This window comes from Tessaracoccus zhenghani, from assembly GCF_055326325.1.
This window is the reverse complement of the sequence record NZ_JBUZNQ010000005.1, coordinates 81,691-100,361: the sequence shown is the minus strand read 5'-3', so window position 1 is coordinate 100,361 and position 18,671 is coordinate 81,691. Positions and strand designations below refer to the sequence as shown.

The following is an 18,671-nucleotide window of genomic DNA, read 5'->3' as shown; positions in this document are numbered from 1 at the left end:
ACGCCTCAGTGCTTGAACACCCGCACCGGCCCGACCACCCGCAGGCCAACGCGCGCACCCAGCACCGGGGTCTCGTTCCCGTGCACGCGCGCCCGGACCGACATGGGCCCGCCGGCCCAGCCCTGCACGTCGCCAGCGACATCGAGGTCGACGACCGCGTCGTGGCCGAAGAAGCGCACGGTGGTGACGACGCCGGTGACCGCTCCCTGCTCGGGGGGCGTGAGCCGGATCTGTTCCGGCCGCAGCAGCACGTCGACGGGTCCGCGCGGCACGAACCCGACCACCGAGAGCATTCCCAGGCCTGAACGCACCTCTGGGCCGACGCCCTCACCGCGCACCATGACGGCGTCGCCCATGAATGACGCCACCTGGGGGTCGATCGGCTCGCCGTAGACGATGCGGGGGGCTGCCACCTGGAGCACATGGCCCCCGCGGAGCACCGCCACCTCGTCTGCGAAGGACAGCGCCTCCCCCTGGTCATGGGTGACGAGGATGACCGTGGCGCCGGCGGCACGGAGGGCGCGCGCGGTCGCTTCCCGCGTCGCGTGCCGCAGGGTGGTGTCGAGGGAGGAGAACGGCTCGTCGAGCAGCACGACGCTGGGCTGCGGCGCCAGCGCCCTGGCCAACGCGACGCGTTGCTGCTGTCCACCCGAAAGCTGCGCGGGGTAACGGCCGGCGATTTCCGGCGGCAGTTCCACGAGCTCCAGGAGTTCGGCGACCCTCTCACGGTTGGCCCGCTCGCGGCCCCGGAGGCCGGCACGGGGCAGGCCGAAGGCGACGTTTCCCGCCACGCTGAGGTGCGGGAACAGCGCCCCCTCCTGACGGACGTAGCCGACGCCGCGTCGCTCGGGTGCCACCCAGGTGCGCGGTCCGGCGACGACGCGGCCACCGACTGAGATCTCCCCCGCCGTCGGCCGGAGGAAGCCGGCGATGGCGCGCAGCAGCGTCGTCTTGCCGGAGCCGGAGTCGCCGAGGATCGCGGTGGTCGCGCCTTCCTTGACGCGCAGGCTCACCCCGTGGAGGATCTCGCTGGCCCCGTAGCCGGCGCGCAGTTCGCGCACGAGCACCTCGCTCATTTCGTGGCCCTTCTGTCGTGGGTGATCTGGCGCCGCAGCACGACCGTCAGCGGCACCGACAGCACGATCATCACCGCCGCGTACGGCGCGGCGGCCGCATAGTCGAGTTCGTCGCTGGCCGCCCAGAACGACAGCGCCAGCGTGTCGGCGCCGGTGGGGGCGAGGAGCAGCGTCGCGGTGAGTTCGGTGGAGATCGCCAACGCCACCAGCACGAAACCGGCCAACACCGACGGTGCCGCCAGGGGCAGCACCACCCGCCGGAAAACGCCCGCCCCGCCCTGGCCCAGCGAGCGCGCGGCCTCCGCCAGTTCCGGTGGGGCCGCCGCCAGCCCGGAGCGGAGGGAGACCATCGCGCGGGGCAGGAAGAGCACCGCGTAGGCCACCACCACCAGGGCCACGGTCTGGTAGAGCCCGGGCGCCCAGGTCACGGCGAGACCGACGAGCGCCAGCGCCACGACGACGCCGGGCAGCGCGCTACCGACGAAGGTGGCGCGCTCGAGGAGTGTGGCGACCCAGCCGCCGCCCCTGCTGAGGAGCAGCGCTCCGGGGAGAGCCACCACCACGGCCGTGAGGCCACCCAGGACGGCCAGCCCCAGCGTCGACGCGGTGACGCGGAGGAGGTCGTCGGCCACGGCCCCGGACTGGCTGGTTCCGGTGAAGAGCCACCGCAGCACCAGCACGACCGGTACCGCCGTGGAGAGTGCGGTCAGGAGCGTGAGCCCGGCGAGCGCCGGCCACGTCCACCTGCCCAGCGGCACCCGCGACGGCGGCCGCATGCTGCCCGCCCCGATCCTGGCGACGCGACGCGACCCGCGGCCGACGACCTCGAGCGTCAGGAGGCCGAGACAGAGCAGGAGGAGGACGGAGGCCAGGAGCGAGCCCTGGGCGTCGCTGAAGCCGACGGCGTACTGCTGCAGGATCGCCGTGGTGAAGGTCTGGTAGCGCATCATGGCCAGCACGCCGTATTCGGCGAGGAGGTGGAGGGCCACCAGCAGGGCCCCGCCGCTCAGGGCGGGGCGGAGGCGAGGGAGGACGGCCCGGCGGAAGGCCGCGAAGGGGCCCAACCCGAGGGAGCGCGCAGCCTCCTCCTCTCCCTCGTCGAGCGCCCGCAGCAGCGCGGCCACCGGCAGGAAGACGAACGGGAAGTACGCCAGCGTCGTGACCAGCGCGGCACCGCCCAGGCCGACGAGGGCCGGCTGCCAGGAGATCCAGGCGTAGCTGGCCACGAAGGCGGGCACGGCGAGGGGCGCCAGCATCAGGGCGCGCCAGACGCCAGCGCCGGGGAGGTCGGTGCGCTCCACCAGCCAGGCCGCCCCGGTGCCGATCACGACCGCGAGCGGCAGGGTGATGGCCATGAGAGCGGCCGTGTTGGTCAGCAGCATCCCGATCCGCGGCCGGAAGAGGTAGGCGGCCGCCTCCGACCAGCCCACCCCGAACCCACTGGCCACCGTCACGACGATGGGAAGCAGGACGACCGCCGCGACGAGGGCGGCGGCCACCTGGAGCCAGGGGCGGCTAGAGGATGCCGGCATCAGTCATCAGCTTGGTGACCTCATCCGAGTTCAACGTGAACGGGTCCACGGGCGGATTGTCCAGGCTCTCCAGCGGCGGGAGCGCAGGGTCCGAGGCGACGCCCACGCCCACTGCGTACTCCATCGACTTGGAGTCGACGAGCACCTTCTGGCCCTCGGGTGAGGTGATGTAGGCCAGGAACTGTTGGGCCTGCTCGGCCTTGTCGCTGCTGGCGAGCACGCCGCCGGCCGACAGGGAGACGAAGGCGCCCGGGTCCTGGTTGCCGAAGTAGTGCAGCTGGGTGTTGCCCGAGCCCTCCTTGTTGCCGGCCTGGTCGCGGTACCAGTAGTAGTGGTACATGACGCCCACCGGCACCTCGCCCGCGTTGACGGCCTTCATCGTGGCGATGTTGTTCTGGTAGGCGTTGGCACCCCTCTGCAGGGCGACGAGCCAGGCGGCAGTCTCCTCCTCGCCGCGGTCGGCGAGCATGCCCGCGACGATCGCCTGGAAGTCGGCCCCGCCGGGCGCGCAGCCCCAGCGGCCGTCCCAGGCGGGATCCGCCAGGTCCATCATCGATTTCGGGAGCTCCGCCTCGCTGATCTCGGAGGTGTTCCAGCACAGCACCGTCGAGCGGGCGGCGATCGCGATCCAGTCGGTGCTGGACGGCGCCATGGTGCTCGGCACCTGCTCCAGCGTGGTGGCGACGACGGGCGCGAGGAGACCGGCGCGCTGCACCACCGTCATGGCCGGGGAGTTCTCCGTGAGGAACACGTCGGCGGGGCTGCGGTCCCCCTCCTGCACGATCTGGTGGCCCATGGACGAATCGGAGCCTCGACGCACCTGCGTCTTCACCCCGGTGGCCGCCGTGAAGGCCTCGGCCCACGCGGCCGTCACGTTTTCGTGCTGCGAGGAGTAGATGAGGAGCGCCTCGGGGTCTGCGACGAACTCCTCACCGCCGTCGTCGCGGCTGCACGCTGCAACTGCGATCGGGGTGAGGGCGAACGCGGTGAGGAGGAGGCGTCGGCTGAGATGGGGGGTCACGAGGTGGTCCTCTCGGGGGTGGGGGAAGTACGGCGGAGGGGGACGAGGAGGTCTTGGAGGCGGGCGATGGGCTTGGCGGTGACACGCCAGAGCAGCACGCCCACGACGAGGGCGGCGACGGTGCGCACCAACCCGTGGTCGGTGAGGGTCCGCGAGACCAACGTCAGGACATGGAACTGGATGAGGTAGATGTGCAGGCTGGCGGCGGCCAGCACCGTGACGACGGGGACGACCAGCCGGGGCAGCGGGACGCTGCGCACCAGCGCCAGGGCGATGATGCCGCCCGCGATCACCAGGTTGCGCGCGGTGTCGTCCGGGAAGTAGCCGAGGGTGCCCAGGAGCGCCATCGCCAGCGTCAGTTCCGTGCGACGGCGGGTGCGGGCGACGGCCAGCGCCATCCCGGCGGCGAACAGCCAGAAGACGGTGGGCAGCACGCCACGCATCGGGCCGTCGTGCTCGAAGCTGAGGATGATGAAGCGCGCCACCAGCCCGACGAGGAGCAGCCCCATCGCCACCCGCCACGGGTCGTCGGTCCAGCGCCGGGCGATGGCCGGCCACGACAGCAGTGCGGTCACCACCAGCACCGCCAACACCAGGACGTCGACGAACCACAACTCGTTGCGGCCGCCGGTGGAGATGTTGCCGGTGGCCCAGTTCACCAGGAAGACGTTGCCCCAGCCGTAGCGGCCGTAGGCCATGCCGATGAGGGCGGTGACGACGGTGGGCACTGCCACGCCGATGACCAGCCTGGCGCCGGCGCGCCAGCGGGCGACGGCCCCGGCTGCCGAGAGGCCAAACATGGCGGTGCTGTAACCGGCGACGGCCATGAGGGTGTGGGCACCGCCGAGGAGCCGGAACAGCTCGGCGTGCGAGGCGCAGATGATGATGGCCGCCACGGCCCTGAGGACCACCGACATCTCGACGCGCTGCCAGCGACGGTCCGGAGCGGGCCGGACGTCGTCCGGGGCGGCGGAGTCGACGAGGCTGCGCACGGGGCGGTGGTGCCAGTCCGCAGGCAGGTCGCCGAGCAGCGAACTGAGCCGGGCAGAGGCCTGCACGTGGGTGAGGGAGTCGCCCCCCAGCGCGACGAAGGACCGGTCCAGGTCGACGTCGGGCAGGCCCAGCACATCGCGCAGCACCCCGGCGACACGGACGGCGACACCGGGGGCGTCGATCCGCTGCCGCGAATCCGCGCACTCCTCCGGGTCGGTGGCCCGGACGAGGGCGTCGCAGCCGGCGCGGTCCACCTTGCCGTTGGTCAGGCGGGCCAGCGGGAGGACGCCCACCCGGATGTGGCCCACCCCGACGCCGGCGGCGTGGCCGGCGAGGCGACGGACCCGGCTGGCCGTGTCGCCCGCGACCTCCCCGGGCACGGGTTCGACGGCGACGCGCAGGCCGGTGTCGTCCCCGGTGACGCACACCACCAGGCCGTCGTGCTCGAGGGTGGCCTCGACGCGGGCCAGGTCGATGCGCAGCCCCAGCACCTTCACGAACCCGGAGCGCCGCCCGACGATGCGCAGCAGGCCGCCGTCGAGCACGCCGAGGTCGCCCGTCCGCAGCTCGGTGACCATGCGGCCGAGGGCGAGGTCGTCGGGGTGTTGCGCGTAGCCGAGCATCACGCCCGGCCCGGTCACGACGATCTCGCCGCTGGTGCCGTCAGATTCGGGGACCGCACGGTCGAGCCGCACCTCGGTGCCGGGGACAGGCCGGCCCACGGTGCCCGGCGATTTCGCCGTGGCGTCAGGCGACTGGATGGCGATGCGCGCGGTGGCCTCGCTCTGGCCGTACATGACGGCGACCCCCCAGCCGTGGCGCGCGCCCAGCTGTGCGGTGCGTCGCACCCGGTCCTCCCCCATGCGGCCGCCGGCCTGCGTGATGAGCCGGAGCGACGGGTGCGGGCGCTCGAGGACCGCGGTGGTCTCCATGAGTTCCACCATGTGGGGGACGACGGCCAGCGTAGAGACGCCGGCGTCGACGGCCGCCCAGAAGTCGTCGTCGAGCACGGAGCCGCGGGTCAGGGCGACCGACGCCCCGACGGCGAGGTGGCTGTGCAGGACGGACAGCCCGAAGCAGTAGTGCAGCGGGAGGCTCGTCGCACCGCGGTCGTGCGCCGTGAGGCCGAGCGCCGCCGCGATGGCGTGGGCGTTGGAGGTGAGGTTGGCGTGCGAGAGCCGCACGAGCTTGGGGGAACCGGTGCTGCCGGAGGTGCTCAGCAGCAGCGCGAGATCCGGGTGGAGGAGGTGCCGCGGCTCCGGATCCTCGTGGAGGAAGTCGATGTCGCCGTCAGCCAAGTGCAGGTCGGCCGGCCAGGCCCGGCGCACGGCCTCTGCGGCGTGACCCTCGGGCAGGAGCAGCACCACATGGTTGGCCTCGAGCAGGGCCAGGTAGCCGACGATGTCGTCGACGGTGGGGCGCAGGTGGACGTGGGCGAGACGCCGGTCGCCGGTCCGGAGGCGCGCCGCGAGTTCATCCACCCGCCGACGCAGCGTCGCGTGGTCGACGACTTCCCCGTCGCCGGCGATGAGCGCCGGGGCCGTGCCGGAGACGCGCTCGATCGCCGGGAGAGGGCTCAGGCCCCGACCCTTGGTCAGCGTCCACGCTTCTTGCACGGGGTTAGGGTAACCTCAGCAAAATCTAATTGACAAGACGAGGCTATCGAAATTGGCTGCGGTGGACATCTGGTGGGACGACCTCCGCTCTGCGGACGTGGGTCGGGCAGCGGCCCTCCCGGACGCCGAGCGCGCCCGCCTCGAGGAACTGGACGAGCCCGCGGACAGGGGCCGGCGCCTGCTGGGTGCACTGCTGCTCCAAGAGGCGCTGCGGACCACGCGCGGCCTGCCGCCGGGGGCAACCGTGGAGCTCGACAGGACGTGTGAGACCTGCGGCGGTCCCCATGGGCGGCCGAGAGCCGCCGACGGCATGGGACCCTACCTCTCCGTCAGCCACTCGGGGCTCCTCGTCGCGGTCGCCGCCAGCTACCAGGCTGCTGTCGGCGTCGACGTGCAGCGCACAGCGGCTGCCGGGAAGACGTGGGACTGGGTGGTGGCGGAGGCGCGGTTCAAGGCGGGCCTTCCCGAGGGGGCGGGCGTCGTGCTGCGGCTCGATCCCCCGCTCGCCGGCTACACGGCTGCCCTTGCGGTCGCGGCGGACGAGGCGCAGGTCGTCCAGCACCGGCCCTGGCCGTGAGCACCGCCGCGGAGCCCGCCGCGGGTGGGGCGCAAACGAGAAGGGTTGGCGGCAGGTCACCGGTGACCTGCCGCCAACCCCTCGATTCCAGGGGAGCTACTCCTGGATGTTCCGCATCGTCTCCCCTGCCGCATGGATCAGTTCAGCGGCCTGGGCTTCGGTCAACTTGTTGTTGGTGAGTGCATCGACCTGGTTGATGAAGGCGGTCAACATCTCGCCGGCCTGCTCCGCGTCGCCCTGGGCGATGAACTTCGCAGCGTTGTCCAGCTTCACCGTCAGAGCATGGGCATTGCCCTTGTTGAGATCGGCGTCGGCCACCAGGTCCTTCAGGTCCGCGATGCGGTTCCTGTACTCGACGCTCACAGTGGCCACAGCCTTCTCGACGACGCCGTCGATGGTCCCTTCCACCGTGAAGACACCGGGCCCGTCGTTGCCGTAGCTGGCGGGGTCGATGGCGTCCCAGACGACGGAACGCTCCTCCGCGACGACACCGGTGGCGTTGTAGTTGACGTCCACCGTCACCGTCTCAGGCAGCACCGGCGCGACGCCGGAGACCGTGTCGACCGTCACCGCCTCGATGCCCCGGATCCTGCTGATGCCGAAGAACCAGTCGAACACGGTGCCGCGGTCCTCGTGCGTGAATTCGTTGTAGGCGACCAACCATGAGGAGTGCCCACTGAACGTCCAGCCGTTGTAGGGGTACTCGTGGAGGGTCACCTCGGGCAGGATCGTCAGTTCGTAGTCCGTCAGGAGATGCCCGACGGCGTTGAAGCGGTTGATCACGCCGTTGTAGGCGAAGTCATCCACGTCGACCCATTCCCACAGCGGCATGTGGGAGACCGCGTCGGCGAATTCCGGGGTGCCCGGTCCGGTACCCGCGCCGTACACAGCGGCTGCGACGTACTCGGGGTAGGCCCGCACGAACGCCCAGGTGGACGAGGAACCCATGGAATACCCGGTCATGTAGATACGGTTCGGATCCACCTTCCCCTCGGCGATCCACTCATCAATGACTTCCTTGACGGCTGCGACGTCGGTGCCACCGAAGCCGGCGGTGCGGGGCACGAGGACATGGGCGGGGAATTCCGCGCGGTTCTCGGGATTGGCCCATACCGTTCCACCGTTACTGAATCTGGCAGGCGTGTAGTTGTCATTGCCCTGCCCACCGCCGTGGAAGTAGACGACCAGCGGAAGGGGGCCTTCCGCTTCCTCGTTGAGGAAGTAGGCGTAGTCCAGCCCGTCGTCGCTGGTGGCGTACTGGTACAGGTCCAGCACCGGGCTGACGACACCGACCTGCTCGAACGCCTCGGGGACGAGCGTGGATCCGTCCACGTAGGCGATGGCTTCACCCTGGTACGTGACCGTGTACGACGCGTCGAGCGTGTACCCGTTGTCGATCGTGGTTCCACCGTCACCCCATCCGACGTGGGGGAAATCCAGCACGATGTACTGTCCGGAATCGGACGGCTGGCCCCAGTCGTTGACCTGGCTGGTGTAGACGCCCGCCACCTCGCGGGGGCCGTCGTAGATGACAACCTCCGGGTCCACCTTCCGGGTGGAGACCACATGGACATCGAAGTCATCGGCGGACAACGAGGAACCGTCCACCGGCTTGCCGGCGTCGATGATGACAGCAGCGACGCGCTCCTCGAAAGCGAAGTTCTCATTCCTGAGGATGAAGGGCAGGGCAGAGCCCTCTTCTCCCGCGGCGGAAAGTACGGACAGGTTGACGAACAGTAATGCACCAATCAGGGACAATATGCCCAGTCTTTTCTTTGACATGTTCAAGCAACTCCTTCTCAATGATGTGTTTTTCGGTAACCAATTGGACGAGTACTTTTCACGAGATATCGATAGATCACCTCACTCGGATGGATGGGTCCCAGGTTTTCGGCGGGCCGGTCAGCCCTTGACGGCGCCGGCCATGACGCCCGAGACCAGGTGTCTGCCGGCCAGGGCAAAGACGATGAGCAGTGGTGCAGCGACCAGGAACACGCCGGACATGACCAGACCTGTGTCCGTCGTGAACGCACCACGCAGCTGCGGGATGACGAGCGGCATCGTGAGCTTCGAGCGCATCACGATGGCAGGCCAGAAGAAGCTGTTCCAGGAGCCCACGAACGTGAACAGGCCCAGCGTCGCCGCCGCGGGACGCGCGGCGGGCATGGCGATCGACCAGAACGTGCGGAACATCGACGCGCCGTCGACACGAGCCGCCTCGACGAGTTCGAACGGCAGCGCCTCCTGCAGGTACTGCGTCATCCAGAACACGCCGAATGCGCTGACCAGAACGGGGACCGTCAGTGCGATGAGCGAGTCGATCCACCCGAACTCGTTCATCATGATGAACATGGGCACGGTGCCGATCTGGGAGGGGATCGCCAAGGTGGCGATCACGGTGACGTAGAGCGCCTGCCGGGCCCGGAACGTCAGCTTCGAGAAGGCGAACCCGGCGAGCGTCGAGAAGAACACCGTCGACAACGTCACCGACACCGCGACGAGTACGGAGTTGGCGAAGGCCATCCAGAAGCTGAACTGGGAAGCGCTGAAGACCTCGCCGAAGTTGTCCAGGAGCGTGAGGGTGGGCAGCCACTTCGGGAGCGTGCCGACTGCCCGCGAGATCTCCTGGGTGGTCGACGAGCCGTACATCGCGGAGGCGTACAGCGGGAAGACGGACACGACGAGCACGATCGTCAGCAGCCCGTAGGTGATCCAGCCCGGGCCACGGCCGGACGAGGTGTGCGCCGGGACGGGCCGGCCCTTCGCGGCACGCTTGCGGGCGTACCTGGCGGCGCCGCGCCCCGCGGTGTTCTCAATGAAGGCCGTGCTCATCGGTCCCCTCGTTCCATGGTGTCGATTTCGGCGGGTGCAACCACGCCCATCCCCAGGGCATTGCCCTGCGACGAGGCCGCTTCGGCGCGGAGCCGGGCCACCACTGCCTTGTGCTGGGCCCTCGACGCGCGACCGACCGTCGCCTTCGATGAGGAGATGGAACGGGTGAAGAGGAAGTTGATGAGGGAGACGATGGCGATGATGAAGGCGAAGATCCAGCCGACGGCCGCCGCCTGACCCAGCCGGTCCTGCCAGTCGCCGAAACCCAGGTTGAAGAGGTAGAGCACGATGGTGGTCCACTGGTTGTCGGCACCACCCTGGCCGCCGCCGGTACCGGAACCATCGAACATGCGGGCTTCGTCGAAGATCTGGAGGCCGCCGATGGTCATGGTGAGGATGACGAAGATCATCGTGGGACGGATGCCGGGGATGGTGACGGAGAAGAACTGGCGGAAGCGGCTCGCGCCGTCGACCGTTGCCGCCTCGTACAATTCGCGCGGCACCGCCTGCATGGCGGCCAGGAAGATGAGGGCGTTGTAGCCGGTCCAGCGGAAGACCACCATCGAGCCGATGGCGATGTGCGACAGCAGCCGGTCCTGGAAGAACGGGGAGTTCAGGTCAGTGAACAGCCCCAGGTCCTGCAGGTTGGGCACGAGGAGGCCGAACTGCCCGAAAACCTGTCCGAAGATCATCGCCGTGGCGACCGGCATCACGACGAAGGGCACGAGCACGCTCATGCGCCAGAAGGTCCGGGCGCGCAGGTTCTGATCGAGGACCACCGCGATGAGCAGGGCGAGCACCAGTTGCGGGATCCCGCCCCACAGGAAGATGGAGAACGTGTTCTCCAGCGACCGCCAGAACAGGGGTTGCTGCAGCACCCAGGTGAAGTTGTCGATGCCGACGAAATCACCCATACCGGCGCGACGATGCCAGTCGTGGAGGGCGACGACGATGTTGAAGAAGAGCGGGAACACCCCGAAGATCGCAAAGAGGATGAAGAAGGGGGAAACGTAGAGGTAGGGCGCAACCTTGAAGTCCCAGCGGGACAGTTGCTGTCCCCACCCCACGCGTCTGATGACCCGCGCTGAAGCAGGAGTGGATGCCATTGTTGAGGGCCTTTCCGAGTGATGGTCCAAGGTGCCGCCAGCCGGGCCGGGGCTCGCGCGGAGTCCCGGCCCGATCGCACGGCCCTCGGACCTGAGTCCGCAGGGCCGCGTTGCGGTCGATCAGCCGGCCGTGTCGAAGCCCAGCGCGTCGAAGTTCTTCACCACGGACTCCCAGGCCTGCTCGGCCGTAGTGTCACTGGATTCGACGAGTCGGATCCCGTCGGTGACCAGGGTCTGGATACCGGCGAAGTTCTCGCCGCGGAAACCACCTGCGGCTGCGTCGCCGGCCTTCTCGGCAAGCTCGCCGTAGACCTGGCCGATGCGCTGGCCGCCGAAGAAGGGGTTCTCCGCCTCGGCGATCTCCGGGCTGGACATCGCTTCGAGCTGCGAGGGGAACTGGCCCGTCGTGTTGAACCATGCGACGGCGGCGTCAGCCGAGGTCAGGTAATCAGCGAGTTTCACGCCCCACTCGGTGTTCTCGCCCGTGGCGGGGACGGCGAAGAACGACCCGCCCCAGTTGCCCCCACCGTCGGGGAACGAGCTGGCGATGCGCCAACCTTCGATGCCATCGGCGTTCTCGGCGATGATGCCGGCCATCCAGGCCGGGGTGACGACCGTGGCCCACTGCTCGTTCTGGAAGCCTGCGCCCCAGTCGTTGTGGCCGATGGCGATGCCCGCGGAGATGTCATCCTGGGCCGCTTCGGCGAACATCATGAAGAGGTCCTTGACCTCCTCGTTGTCCGCGAGGTTGTACGGCTTGCCGGATTCCGGGTCCTCGAAGGCGGCCGGCAGCAGGTTGATCGCCGCCTGGAAGGCGTTGGTCAGCGAGTCGATGAAGTAGTTGTCGTTGGTGGCGACGTATTCGCGGCCCGCGTCGAGGTACGACTCCCAGGTGGCGCTGTCTCCGCCGATGAACTCGCCGAACGACTCGGGATCAGTGGCCACGCCGGCGGCTTCGGTCATGTTCTGGTTGAACGCGATCGCCAGCGGGCCGATGTCCGTGCCGTAGCCGGTGATCTTGCCGTCGACCGAGCCCTGCTTGACCTTCCAGTCCACCCAGCGGTCGGGGATCTCGGGCAGTTCCACCCAGTCCTCGGGGACCGACATCATCTCGGTCCACCAGTCGAGTTCGATGAGGTGGACGTCGGAGAGTCCTGCACCATCGGCGGACAGGCCGTTGCGCAGCACTTCCTGCGCCGACGCGCCGTCGGGGAAGGAGTTGACGACGACCTTGATGCCGTTCTCCTCCTCGAAGGAGTCGAGCAGTTCCTGCGGGAAGTCCATCCACGCCGCCACCGTGATTTCCTCCGGCTTGTTGGCATCGTTCGCCTCACCGGCGGATCCGCCGTCGTTCCCACCTCCCCCGCAACTGGTGAGCATGAGGGCAGCGACGGCTGAGAGCGTCACTGCTCCGATGAGCTTCTTCTTGATCCGCATCATTTCGTTCCTTTCGTCTGTGGGAGGGATGGAATCAGTGCGTTCCGGCAGGGGCGATCGAGGCGACCGCCCAGGCCGGGAGTTCTATGTCGATGGCCAGGACACCGTCGGCGTCGGCCTTCAGGCTGCGACGTTCCAAGTCGTCCGCGACCGTCTTCAGGTGGGCGACGTCCTGGCGCGAGAGGTTGAGGGGTTCCCCCATGTGGTGCCACGCCTCGGGGGCGTTGCCGTACTCCCACGCGAGGATCTCCAGCGCGTATTCGCTTCCGGGGGTAAGCCCGGAGACGGTGTGTGAGATCCGCCGCGCGGGGCCCTCCCCGCGGTGTCGACGGGCTTCTGAGTAGCTGTTCGCACCGCCGACCGACTTCGCACCCATGGAGTCCGGGTAGTTGAAGAAGACCGCCGCGACGCCGTCGTCGGTCTGGGTGATGACGCCGTGCTCGGTCTGCAGCAGCAACTCGGAACCCAATCGGTTCAGCATCCGCATGGCATGGAACGTCGGCTTGTGGATGCCCTGTTCGTTGACGAAACCGAAGCCACCGTGGAAGGGCCCGATGCCCCCGCCCCCCTCCTCGAAGACATCGGTGAAGGTCCAGTAGGAGATGGAATCGGCCAGCTCGTGGGACTGCAGGAACGCACGCGTGATGTAGGTCGCCGCGAAAAGAGTGTCGTGCATGAAATCCCGACTGGAAGGCGACGTCGACCATTCGGTGATGTGCACCTCCGCCTCCGGATAGGGGCTGGCGGCGATGAGGTCGCGGAGCATGAGGAGGTCGTCGCGGGTCGCGTCCCGGTTGCGGCTGATCGAGCGGCCTACGCCCTGGGTGTCGAACGCGTAGTCCGTGGGGTACAGGTGGGTGGAGATGAAGTCGATCGGCAGGTCCCGCTCGGCGCAGTAGTCGATCAGCTCATGGATCCACACGGGCTTCCAGGGCAGCACATCCGGGTCCGGGGCCTGCGCGGTGGCGGCCTCGGCGGACTTGTCGTGGTACTCGCCGTCGTAGCGGGCATCGGGGACGAACACCGACGACGACGGGCCCCCCACCTTGAGCCGGGCGTCGATCCCCTTGATCGCCCGGACGGTGGCCTCGTAGAGCTGGAAGTACTCGGTCTTCGTACCGGTCCAGAAGTGCGGTACGAGGTTCGGCTCGTTCCACACCTCGAACGGCCAGGTGCGCACCTCGTCGATGCCGTAGCGCTCGATCCAGTGGTTGACGGTCGTGGTGACCAGTTCCACCCAGGCACTCATGTCCTTCGGCGGGCTGCAGTGCGCCTTCCACCAGAACAGGGTTTCCGTCTGCGTCGCGAGTTCGCGGGGCATGAAGCCCAGCTCCACGAACGGACGGGCACCGGTGTCGAGGATGGCGTCGAAGACCTTGTCGACGTAGGCGAAGGTGTACACCGGCTTCGCAAGAGGGGTGGGCGGGCCGAAGCCACCCCCGTTGGATGCGCGGTAGACGAACATGTCGTCGTGGAAGACGCCGTGGAACCGGACGTAGCGCGCGCCCAGTACCTCAACCGCCTCACGGAAGTGCGCCTGCCAGTCCACCCGCAACGCCTCGTTGGCGCGCCCGGCTCCGACGCACTCATTCCAGATATGGCGAAGGGTCCGAACGTGGGGCGTCTGTCCATCGATCAGGACGGTGGCGGCGGGGGCATCTACCGGCATTGGTACTTCCTCTGTGAATCCGCGGCGCCTCTGCCGCTGGATGGAAACTGTTTCGAAACTTTTTCTGCTTTTGTTTCGTCGCAACCCTATATCGCCAACGGTTCACTGTTCACACTTCCGAGAAATTCGGTCGCTTGGCGTCAACCCGGCAAACGCACTGCGAAACTTTTTCGGATACCATCGGCATATGTCGAGCGAACACACGGGGTCGAGGGACGGCAGCGGCCGAAGGCCCACGCTGGCGGACGTGGCCGTGGCGGCCGGGGTATCGAGGGCGACGGTCTCCAAGGCGCTCAACGGCCGCGGTGACATAGCGGAGGCCACGCGCGAACGCGTGCTGACGGCCGTCGCCGCGCTGGGTTACCGGTCCACGACCGCACCGGCCGTGACCTCGATCCGCCGGGCGTTGGTCGTGGTGTTCGACCTGCCCGCCTCGTCGTACATCATGGGCGTCCTCAACGGCGTCCTGGACGGGACCACCGAGCGGGGAACCGATCTCCTGATGCGCATGGCGCCGCCCCTGGAATCACGGCGCCGACATGCCGTCGCCCGGGAATGGATCGAGGATCAGCGAGCGGTAGGCGTCGCCGGCATCATCGGTCTCACCCTGTCTCAACCCGGCGCCCTCATCGCCGCGGCCGGTGACGCGAACATCCCCTTCGTCATGGTCGACCCGGTGGACACGAGCACCCGCCGGGTGTTGCGGATCGGTTCCAGCAACTGGGCCGGCGCACGGGCGGCCACCGAGTACCTGATCGGCCTGGGCCACCGGCGGATCGCGTGGGTCGGCGGCCCTGAAGCCTCAGACGCGGCACGCGACCGGCTCTACGGTTACCGGGCTGCCCTCGACAGGGCCGGCCTGGACGTGGATCCCGACCTCGAGCGCTCTGGGCAGTTCGACCCTGCGCAGGGCGCCCAGCACGCCCGGGAGTTGCTGACTTCGCCCAATCCGCCCACCGCCATCATGGCCGCCGACGACGAACTCGCCATGGGTGCCCTCGCCACCGCCCGCTCCCTGGGCATCCAGGTTCCCGAACAGCTCAGCGTCATGGGCTTCGACGACACGGCTCAGGCGGCGTGGACCACACCGCCGCTCACCACGGTCCACCAGCACCTCGGCGGCATGGGACGCGTCGCGGTCGAGACTGTGCTCGCCATGGCGGAGGGTCATCGGCCCGCGTCGTCGCACATCGAACTCGCCACGTCGCTGACGGTGCGCGAAAGCACGGGCGCAGCGCCCAGCGGGGCGGGACCGGCCTGAACCGTGGCGTAGGTCGCCACGGCGTCAGGTCTGCGGCCGGCTCACTGGACGAGCCGCACGTCGTCCCCGGTGAGGTTGGCGCGGAAGCCGCCGTCGACCACCTTCACGCTGCGCAGCACCACCCCGTCGGGCAGGCCCTCGATGGCGTACTCGAACGTGATCAGTTCCCGCACCGCCTCTCCAAGGAGCTCGGAAATGAACCGGGGACCTCCGAGGTCGATCGAGGTCGGCACCATCACCAGCTTGCCGCCCACGACATCGACGGTGCCGGTGGCCGCCACGGGGAGGCTGCGCCCCAGGGCTTCCACCCGGGTGTCGACGCGCGCCTCACCCCCGCCGGCGGCACTCACCGTCGTGTTGGGGTTGATCTGAGCGGCGACCACGTGGAACGGCACCGTTGCCGTCAGGTCGAGGTGCCGCGCGACGAGCCCGTCCGGCCCGGAGGTGACGTCGGTGCCGGTGCCGACGACGTCCTGGAGCGGTGTGCCTGCGGCGAAGACCGAACCGGCGTTCAGGGAGATGTCACCCAGCCACACCTCGTTCTCCTCGAGGTCCGCAGGCGGAGTGACTTCCCCGGTTGGTCTGGCCGTCGTCGACGGGTCGTCTCTCGGCGGGGCGCCGGTGTCGACCGGGCGCGATATCGACAACCAGAACAACACGAGTGCGAGCAGCACAATGCCGAGCATGGCGAGGGCGCCGATGACCCAGTCGAGCACGCGTGATCGGAGCCGTCGTCGCGGAGCGGGAACCAGGTGGCTTCCTGCCCCGAACGGCTCATCCGCACCCGCGCCGGGCGAGTGGGCGTGGCTGCCGTGCGACTGTGTCGGCCCGTCAGGAAACTGCACGAGCTTTCCTGACGCGCGGGCGCCTCTCGCGCAGGATGTCCGACGGCCAACTGCTGAAGGTCCCCACCAGCGTGATCAGTGACGGGACGAGCAGCGCCCGGACGATGAACACGTCGATCAGGATCCCCACCCCGAGCAGGAAGCCCAGCTCGTGGAAGGGCCCTAGCGGGACGAGCGCGAGGAGCCCGAAGCTGGCGGCGAGCGCGAGGCCCGCGGAGGTGATCGCACGGGTCGATTCCGGGGTGGCGACGAGGAGGGCGTCCCTCATCGACCGGTTGCGGGCCTCCTGCCAGATGTGGCCCACAGCGAAGATGTTGTAGTCAGACCCCAGCGACAGCAGGAGTACCGACGCGGCGAAGGGGACGTAGAACGTCAGGTCGTCGTGCCCGAGGAAGTCCTGGAAGAACAGCACTGACAGGCCCAGCGTCGCCCCGAGCGCCAGGACGCTGGAGGCGAGGAGGTACAGCGGGGCGATCAGGGCACGCAGGAAGATGACCAGCAGGAGCAGGTTGACGGCGAGCGCGACGATGGCGATCCGGAAGAGGTCGTTGGTGGTGTCCGCGATGACTCCTGAGGCCAGCGCGGTGTCGCCGCCGACGTGCGTGGTGACCTCGCCCAACCCCGCACCAGCGGCGAGCTGCGGAAGGGCGGCTTCCACGCGCCCCAGCGTGTCGATCGCCGTCGCCTCCAGTGGCGTGCTGTCGAGGATGACCAGGAAGCGCACGGCGTCACCCGACTTCGCGGTGAAGGCGCCGACGTCGTCGGCGGCCGGGAGGTCGCCGGGGCCGATCACGCCGGCCACTCCCGGTTGGGCCTTGAGGGCCTCACCGAACTGGGTCACCTCGTCGGGCTTCTCCCCCACCCCCGGTGACTCGACCACGATCTCGGTCGGGGACACGATGCCCGGGGCGAATCCCTTGCCGGCCGCGTCTGCTGCCTGCTGCGCGCTGGTGGTCTCCGGCAGGGATTGGACGAATCCGAGGCCGAGGTCGAGGTTGCGCGCCTGGTAGGCGGCGGCACCCAGGCCGGCCACGCACACCAGCACCAGGACGAACGCGGAGCCGCGGCGCGCGACTGCCCGGGTGAGGAGCGAGGGCCGATCGCGCGTTTTCGTGGGTGTGGCCGCCAGGGTTCGCGGCCAGAACGCGCCGCGACCGAGGATGGCGAGCAGGGCGGGCACGAGGGTGACGGCCACCACGAGCCCGGTCAGGACGGTGAGCGCGAGCGCGGGCCCGAACCCCCGGAAGAGGGGGGACTGGGCGACGAGGAGCGAGGCTGTTCCCGCCGCGACAGTGATGCCGGCCACAGCGACGATGGGCGTGACGGAAGCGGTGGCCAGGCGGGCCGCCTCGAGGCGGCCGTGGCCCTCCCGCAGTCTGCTGCGCAGGCCGGAGAGGTAGAAGATGCAGTAGTCGGTGACGATGCCGAGGAGCAGCGCGACGATCAGCGGCCGCAGGTCTGCCGGGATCGACACATCCATTATGGTCGCAGCCCAGCCCGAGACGCCGAGTGTGACGAACACCGCAGCCCCCACCGAGACGAGCGTCAGGGCGGGCGCTGCCAGCGAGCCGAACGTCAGCGCCACGATCGTCAACACCGCGAGGACGGTCACCGCTTCGACGATGTGGACGTAGGAGTTCAGGACGAGGCCCTGGGCCGCGCGCGCCGGGATGGAACCGGTGACGCCCACATACCCGTCGGATGGGTCCGTCAGCTGCTCGGCCGCGAAGTCCTCGACGATTCGGGTCTGCTCGAAGAAGTTCAGCGTGGGGTCGGCGAACACGTAGGTGAGGACGGTCGTGTTCTTCTCGGCGGCACCGGGGAAGGCTCCCTCGGCATTGGGGACCGGGATCGCGCCCAGCAGCGGGGTGTCGTACTTGCCTTGGTTGATGGCGATGCCGCGCATGACGGCCTCGGCCTGGACCACTGGGGGCAGGCCCTCCGGGTTGCGCTGCACGATCGCCGCCCGGCTCAGGAGGGGGAACTCGAACAGTTCCATGGACCGCTGCTCGGCCGCGAAGCTGTCGTCGTCGGCGCCGAGCGCCTCGATGTCGTTGGCGGTGCCCTGCATCGGGGGAAGGAGCAGTGTCGCCGCGACAGCCGCCGCCACCCAGCCGATGACGATCACCCAGCGCAGGGCGACGATCGCCCGGGCGTAGCCGTACCAGACAGTGGCCATGAAGCCGCGCCGGGGCTCCCCCTCGAGCGGCGCAGGTGCGTGGGTCATGGGGTCTCGCTGGGGGTAGGCGACGGAGAGCCGGACTCGCTGGCCTGCGGCGACTTCCCGGCCTGCTCAAGGCATTCCTCTGACGCCCCGTCGGCCACCTCGCGAGCATCCTGGAGGCGGTCGAGGGCCTCCTGCAGGGCGCGTGCGTCCTGTGATTCGGCGCCCTTGGCGAGATCCTCGACGGCCTTGTCGACCTCGACGTTGTACTCGGCCGCCCGCACGCACGCCTCAGAGACGTCGCCCGACCCAGTGGAGGCATCCGCGGTGGGAGACGCCGACGGGGTGGGGCTTGCGCTGATCACGGACTGTGCCTCCAGTGGGGTGGCCCAACCGATCCCCAGGAGGACGACGCCGGCGGCTGCGGCCAGCGCGATCCCTGCCAGGAGCCCGATCAGGAGCATCACCCAACCGCTCAATGGATTGCCACTCCGGCGCGACGCGCTCCGGTGCTCGCCAACTGTCATCGATCCTCCTGGTGG

Annotated in this window: 14 protein-coding genes; 2 read left to right on the top strand and 12 right to left on the bottom strand. The window is 69.1% G+C overall.

What is annotated here, in order from left to right; translation table 11 throughout:
* Positions 1 to 5: 5 nt before the first annotated feature.
* The 4 genes from ACZK4S_RS11815 to ACZK4S_RS11800 are packed head-to-tail and all read right to left on the bottom strand — an operon-like array spanning position 6 to position 6,238.
* A complete protein-coding gene (locus tag ACZK4S_RS11815) occupies positions 6 to 1,076 on the bottom strand; it encodes an ABC transporter ATP-binding protein (protein ID WP_076063617.1) in 1,071 nt (356 codons plus the stop codon).
* Positions 1,073 to 2,608 carry an ABC transporter permease gene (locus tag ACZK4S_RS11810; RefSeq protein WP_463644394.1) on the bottom strand — a complete coding sequence of 512 codons (1,536 nt, stop codon included), beginning with the start codon at positions 2,606 to 2,608 and terminating at the stop codon, positions 1,073 to 1,075. Before ACZK4S_RS11810 ends, ACZK4S_RS11815 begins: the two co-directional genes overlap by 4 nt.
* Positions 2,592 to 3,629, bottom strand: coding sequence for an extracellular solute-binding protein (locus ACZK4S_RS11805; protein WP_463644393.1), 1,038 nt, complete (start codon positions 3,627 to 3,629; stop codon positions 2,592 to 2,594). Before ACZK4S_RS11805 ends, ACZK4S_RS11810 begins: the two co-directional genes overlap by 17 nt.
* Entirely contained in the window at positions 3,626 to 6,238 is a 2,613-nt protein-coding gene (locus ACZK4S_RS11800; protein ID WP_463644392.1) for an AMP-binding protein, read from the bottom strand. Before ACZK4S_RS11800 ends, ACZK4S_RS11805 begins: the two co-directional genes overlap by 4 nt.
* A gap of 61 nt (positions 6,239 to 6,299) precedes the next feature.
* On the opposite strand from ACZK4S_RS11800, the gene ACZK4S_RS11795 reads away from it, so the two are divergent.
* Positions 6,300 to 6,815 (top strand): 4'-phosphopantetheinyl transferase family protein, encoded by a 516-nt coding sequence (locus tag ACZK4S_RS11795; protein ID WP_076063625.1) that lies wholly within the window; start codon positions 6,300 to 6,302, stop codon positions 6,813 to 6,815.
* A gap of 96 nt (positions 6,816 to 6,911) precedes the next feature.
* Here the strand turns inward: ACZK4S_RS11795 and ACZK4S_RS11790 are convergent, their stop codons facing one another.
* The 5 genes from ACZK4S_RS11790 to ACZK4S_RS11770 all read right to left on the bottom strand — a co-directional run bounded on the left by ACZK4S_RS11790 (position 6,912) and on the right by ACZK4S_RS11770 (position 13,859).
* Complete coding sequence (locus tag ACZK4S_RS11790; protein ID WP_463644391.1) at positions 6,912 to 8,597, bottom strand: FIMAH domain-containing protein; 1,686 nt, start codon at positions 8,595 to 8,597, stop codon at positions 6,912 to 6,914.
* A gap of 120 nt (positions 8,598 to 8,717) precedes the next feature.
* Positions 8,718 to 9,647 carry a carbohydrate ABC transporter permease gene (locus ACZK4S_RS11785; protein WP_463644390.1) on the bottom strand — a complete coding sequence of 310 codons (930 nt, stop codon included), beginning with the start codon at positions 9,645 to 9,647 and terminating at the stop codon, positions 8,718 to 8,720.
* Entirely contained in the window at positions 9,644 to 10,753 is a 1,110-nt protein-coding gene (locus ACZK4S_RS11780; RefSeq protein WP_463644389.1) for a carbohydrate ABC transporter permease, read from the bottom strand. The genes ACZK4S_RS11785 and ACZK4S_RS11780 overlap by 4 nt, the downstream gene beginning before the upstream one ends.
* Positions 10,754 to 10,873: 120 nt before the next feature.
* Positions 10,874 to 12,190 (bottom strand): ABC transporter substrate-binding protein, encoded by a 1,317-nt coding sequence (locus ACZK4S_RS11775; protein WP_463644388.1) that lies wholly within the window; start codon positions 12,188 to 12,190, stop codon positions 10,874 to 10,876.
* A 34-nt stretch (positions 12,191 to 12,224) separates the two neighbouring features.
* Complete coding sequence (locus ACZK4S_RS11770; protein ID WP_463644387.1) at positions 12,225 to 13,859, bottom strand: GH39 family glycosyl hydrolase; 1,635 nt, start codon at positions 13,857 to 13,859, stop codon at positions 12,225 to 12,227.
* A 187-nt stretch (positions 13,860 to 14,046) separates the two neighbouring features.
* Here ACZK4S_RS11770 and ACZK4S_RS11765 point away from each other — a divergent pair, with 187 nt between their 5' ends.
* The gene (locus ACZK4S_RS11765) at positions 14,047 to 15,120 is read left to right on the top strand and encodes a LacI family DNA-binding transcriptional regulator (RefSeq protein ID WP_463644386.1); all 1,074 of its coding nucleotides are present in this window, start codon (positions 14,047 to 14,049) and stop codon (positions 15,118 to 15,120) included.
* Between the two features lie 41 nt (positions 15,121 to 15,161).
* Here the strand turns inward: ACZK4S_RS11765 and ACZK4S_RS11760 are convergent, their stop codons facing one another.
* The 3 genes from ACZK4S_RS11760 to ACZK4S_RS11750 are packed head-to-tail and all read right to left on the bottom strand — an operon-like array spanning position 15,162 to position 18,596.
* On the bottom strand, positions 15,162 to 15,965 hold the full coding sequence (locus ACZK4S_RS11760) for an LmeA family phospholipid-binding protein (protein WP_463644385.1): 804 nt from the start codon (positions 15,963 to 15,965) through the stop codon (positions 15,162 to 15,164).
* Positions 15,952 to 18,192 carry an MMPL family transporter gene (locus tag ACZK4S_RS11755; protein ID WP_463644384.1) on the bottom strand — a complete coding sequence of 747 codons (2,241 nt, stop codon included), beginning with the start codon at positions 18,190 to 18,192 and terminating at the stop codon, positions 15,952 to 15,954. The genes ACZK4S_RS11760 and ACZK4S_RS11755 overlap by 14 nt, the downstream gene beginning before the upstream one ends.
* Entirely contained in the window at positions 18,189 to 18,596 is a 408-nt protein-coding gene (locus tag ACZK4S_RS11750) for a hypothetical protein (RefSeq protein ID WP_463644383.1), read from the bottom strand. Before ACZK4S_RS11750 ends, ACZK4S_RS11755 begins: the two co-directional genes overlap by 4 nt.
* Positions 18,597 to 18,671 lie beyond the last annotated feature (75 nt).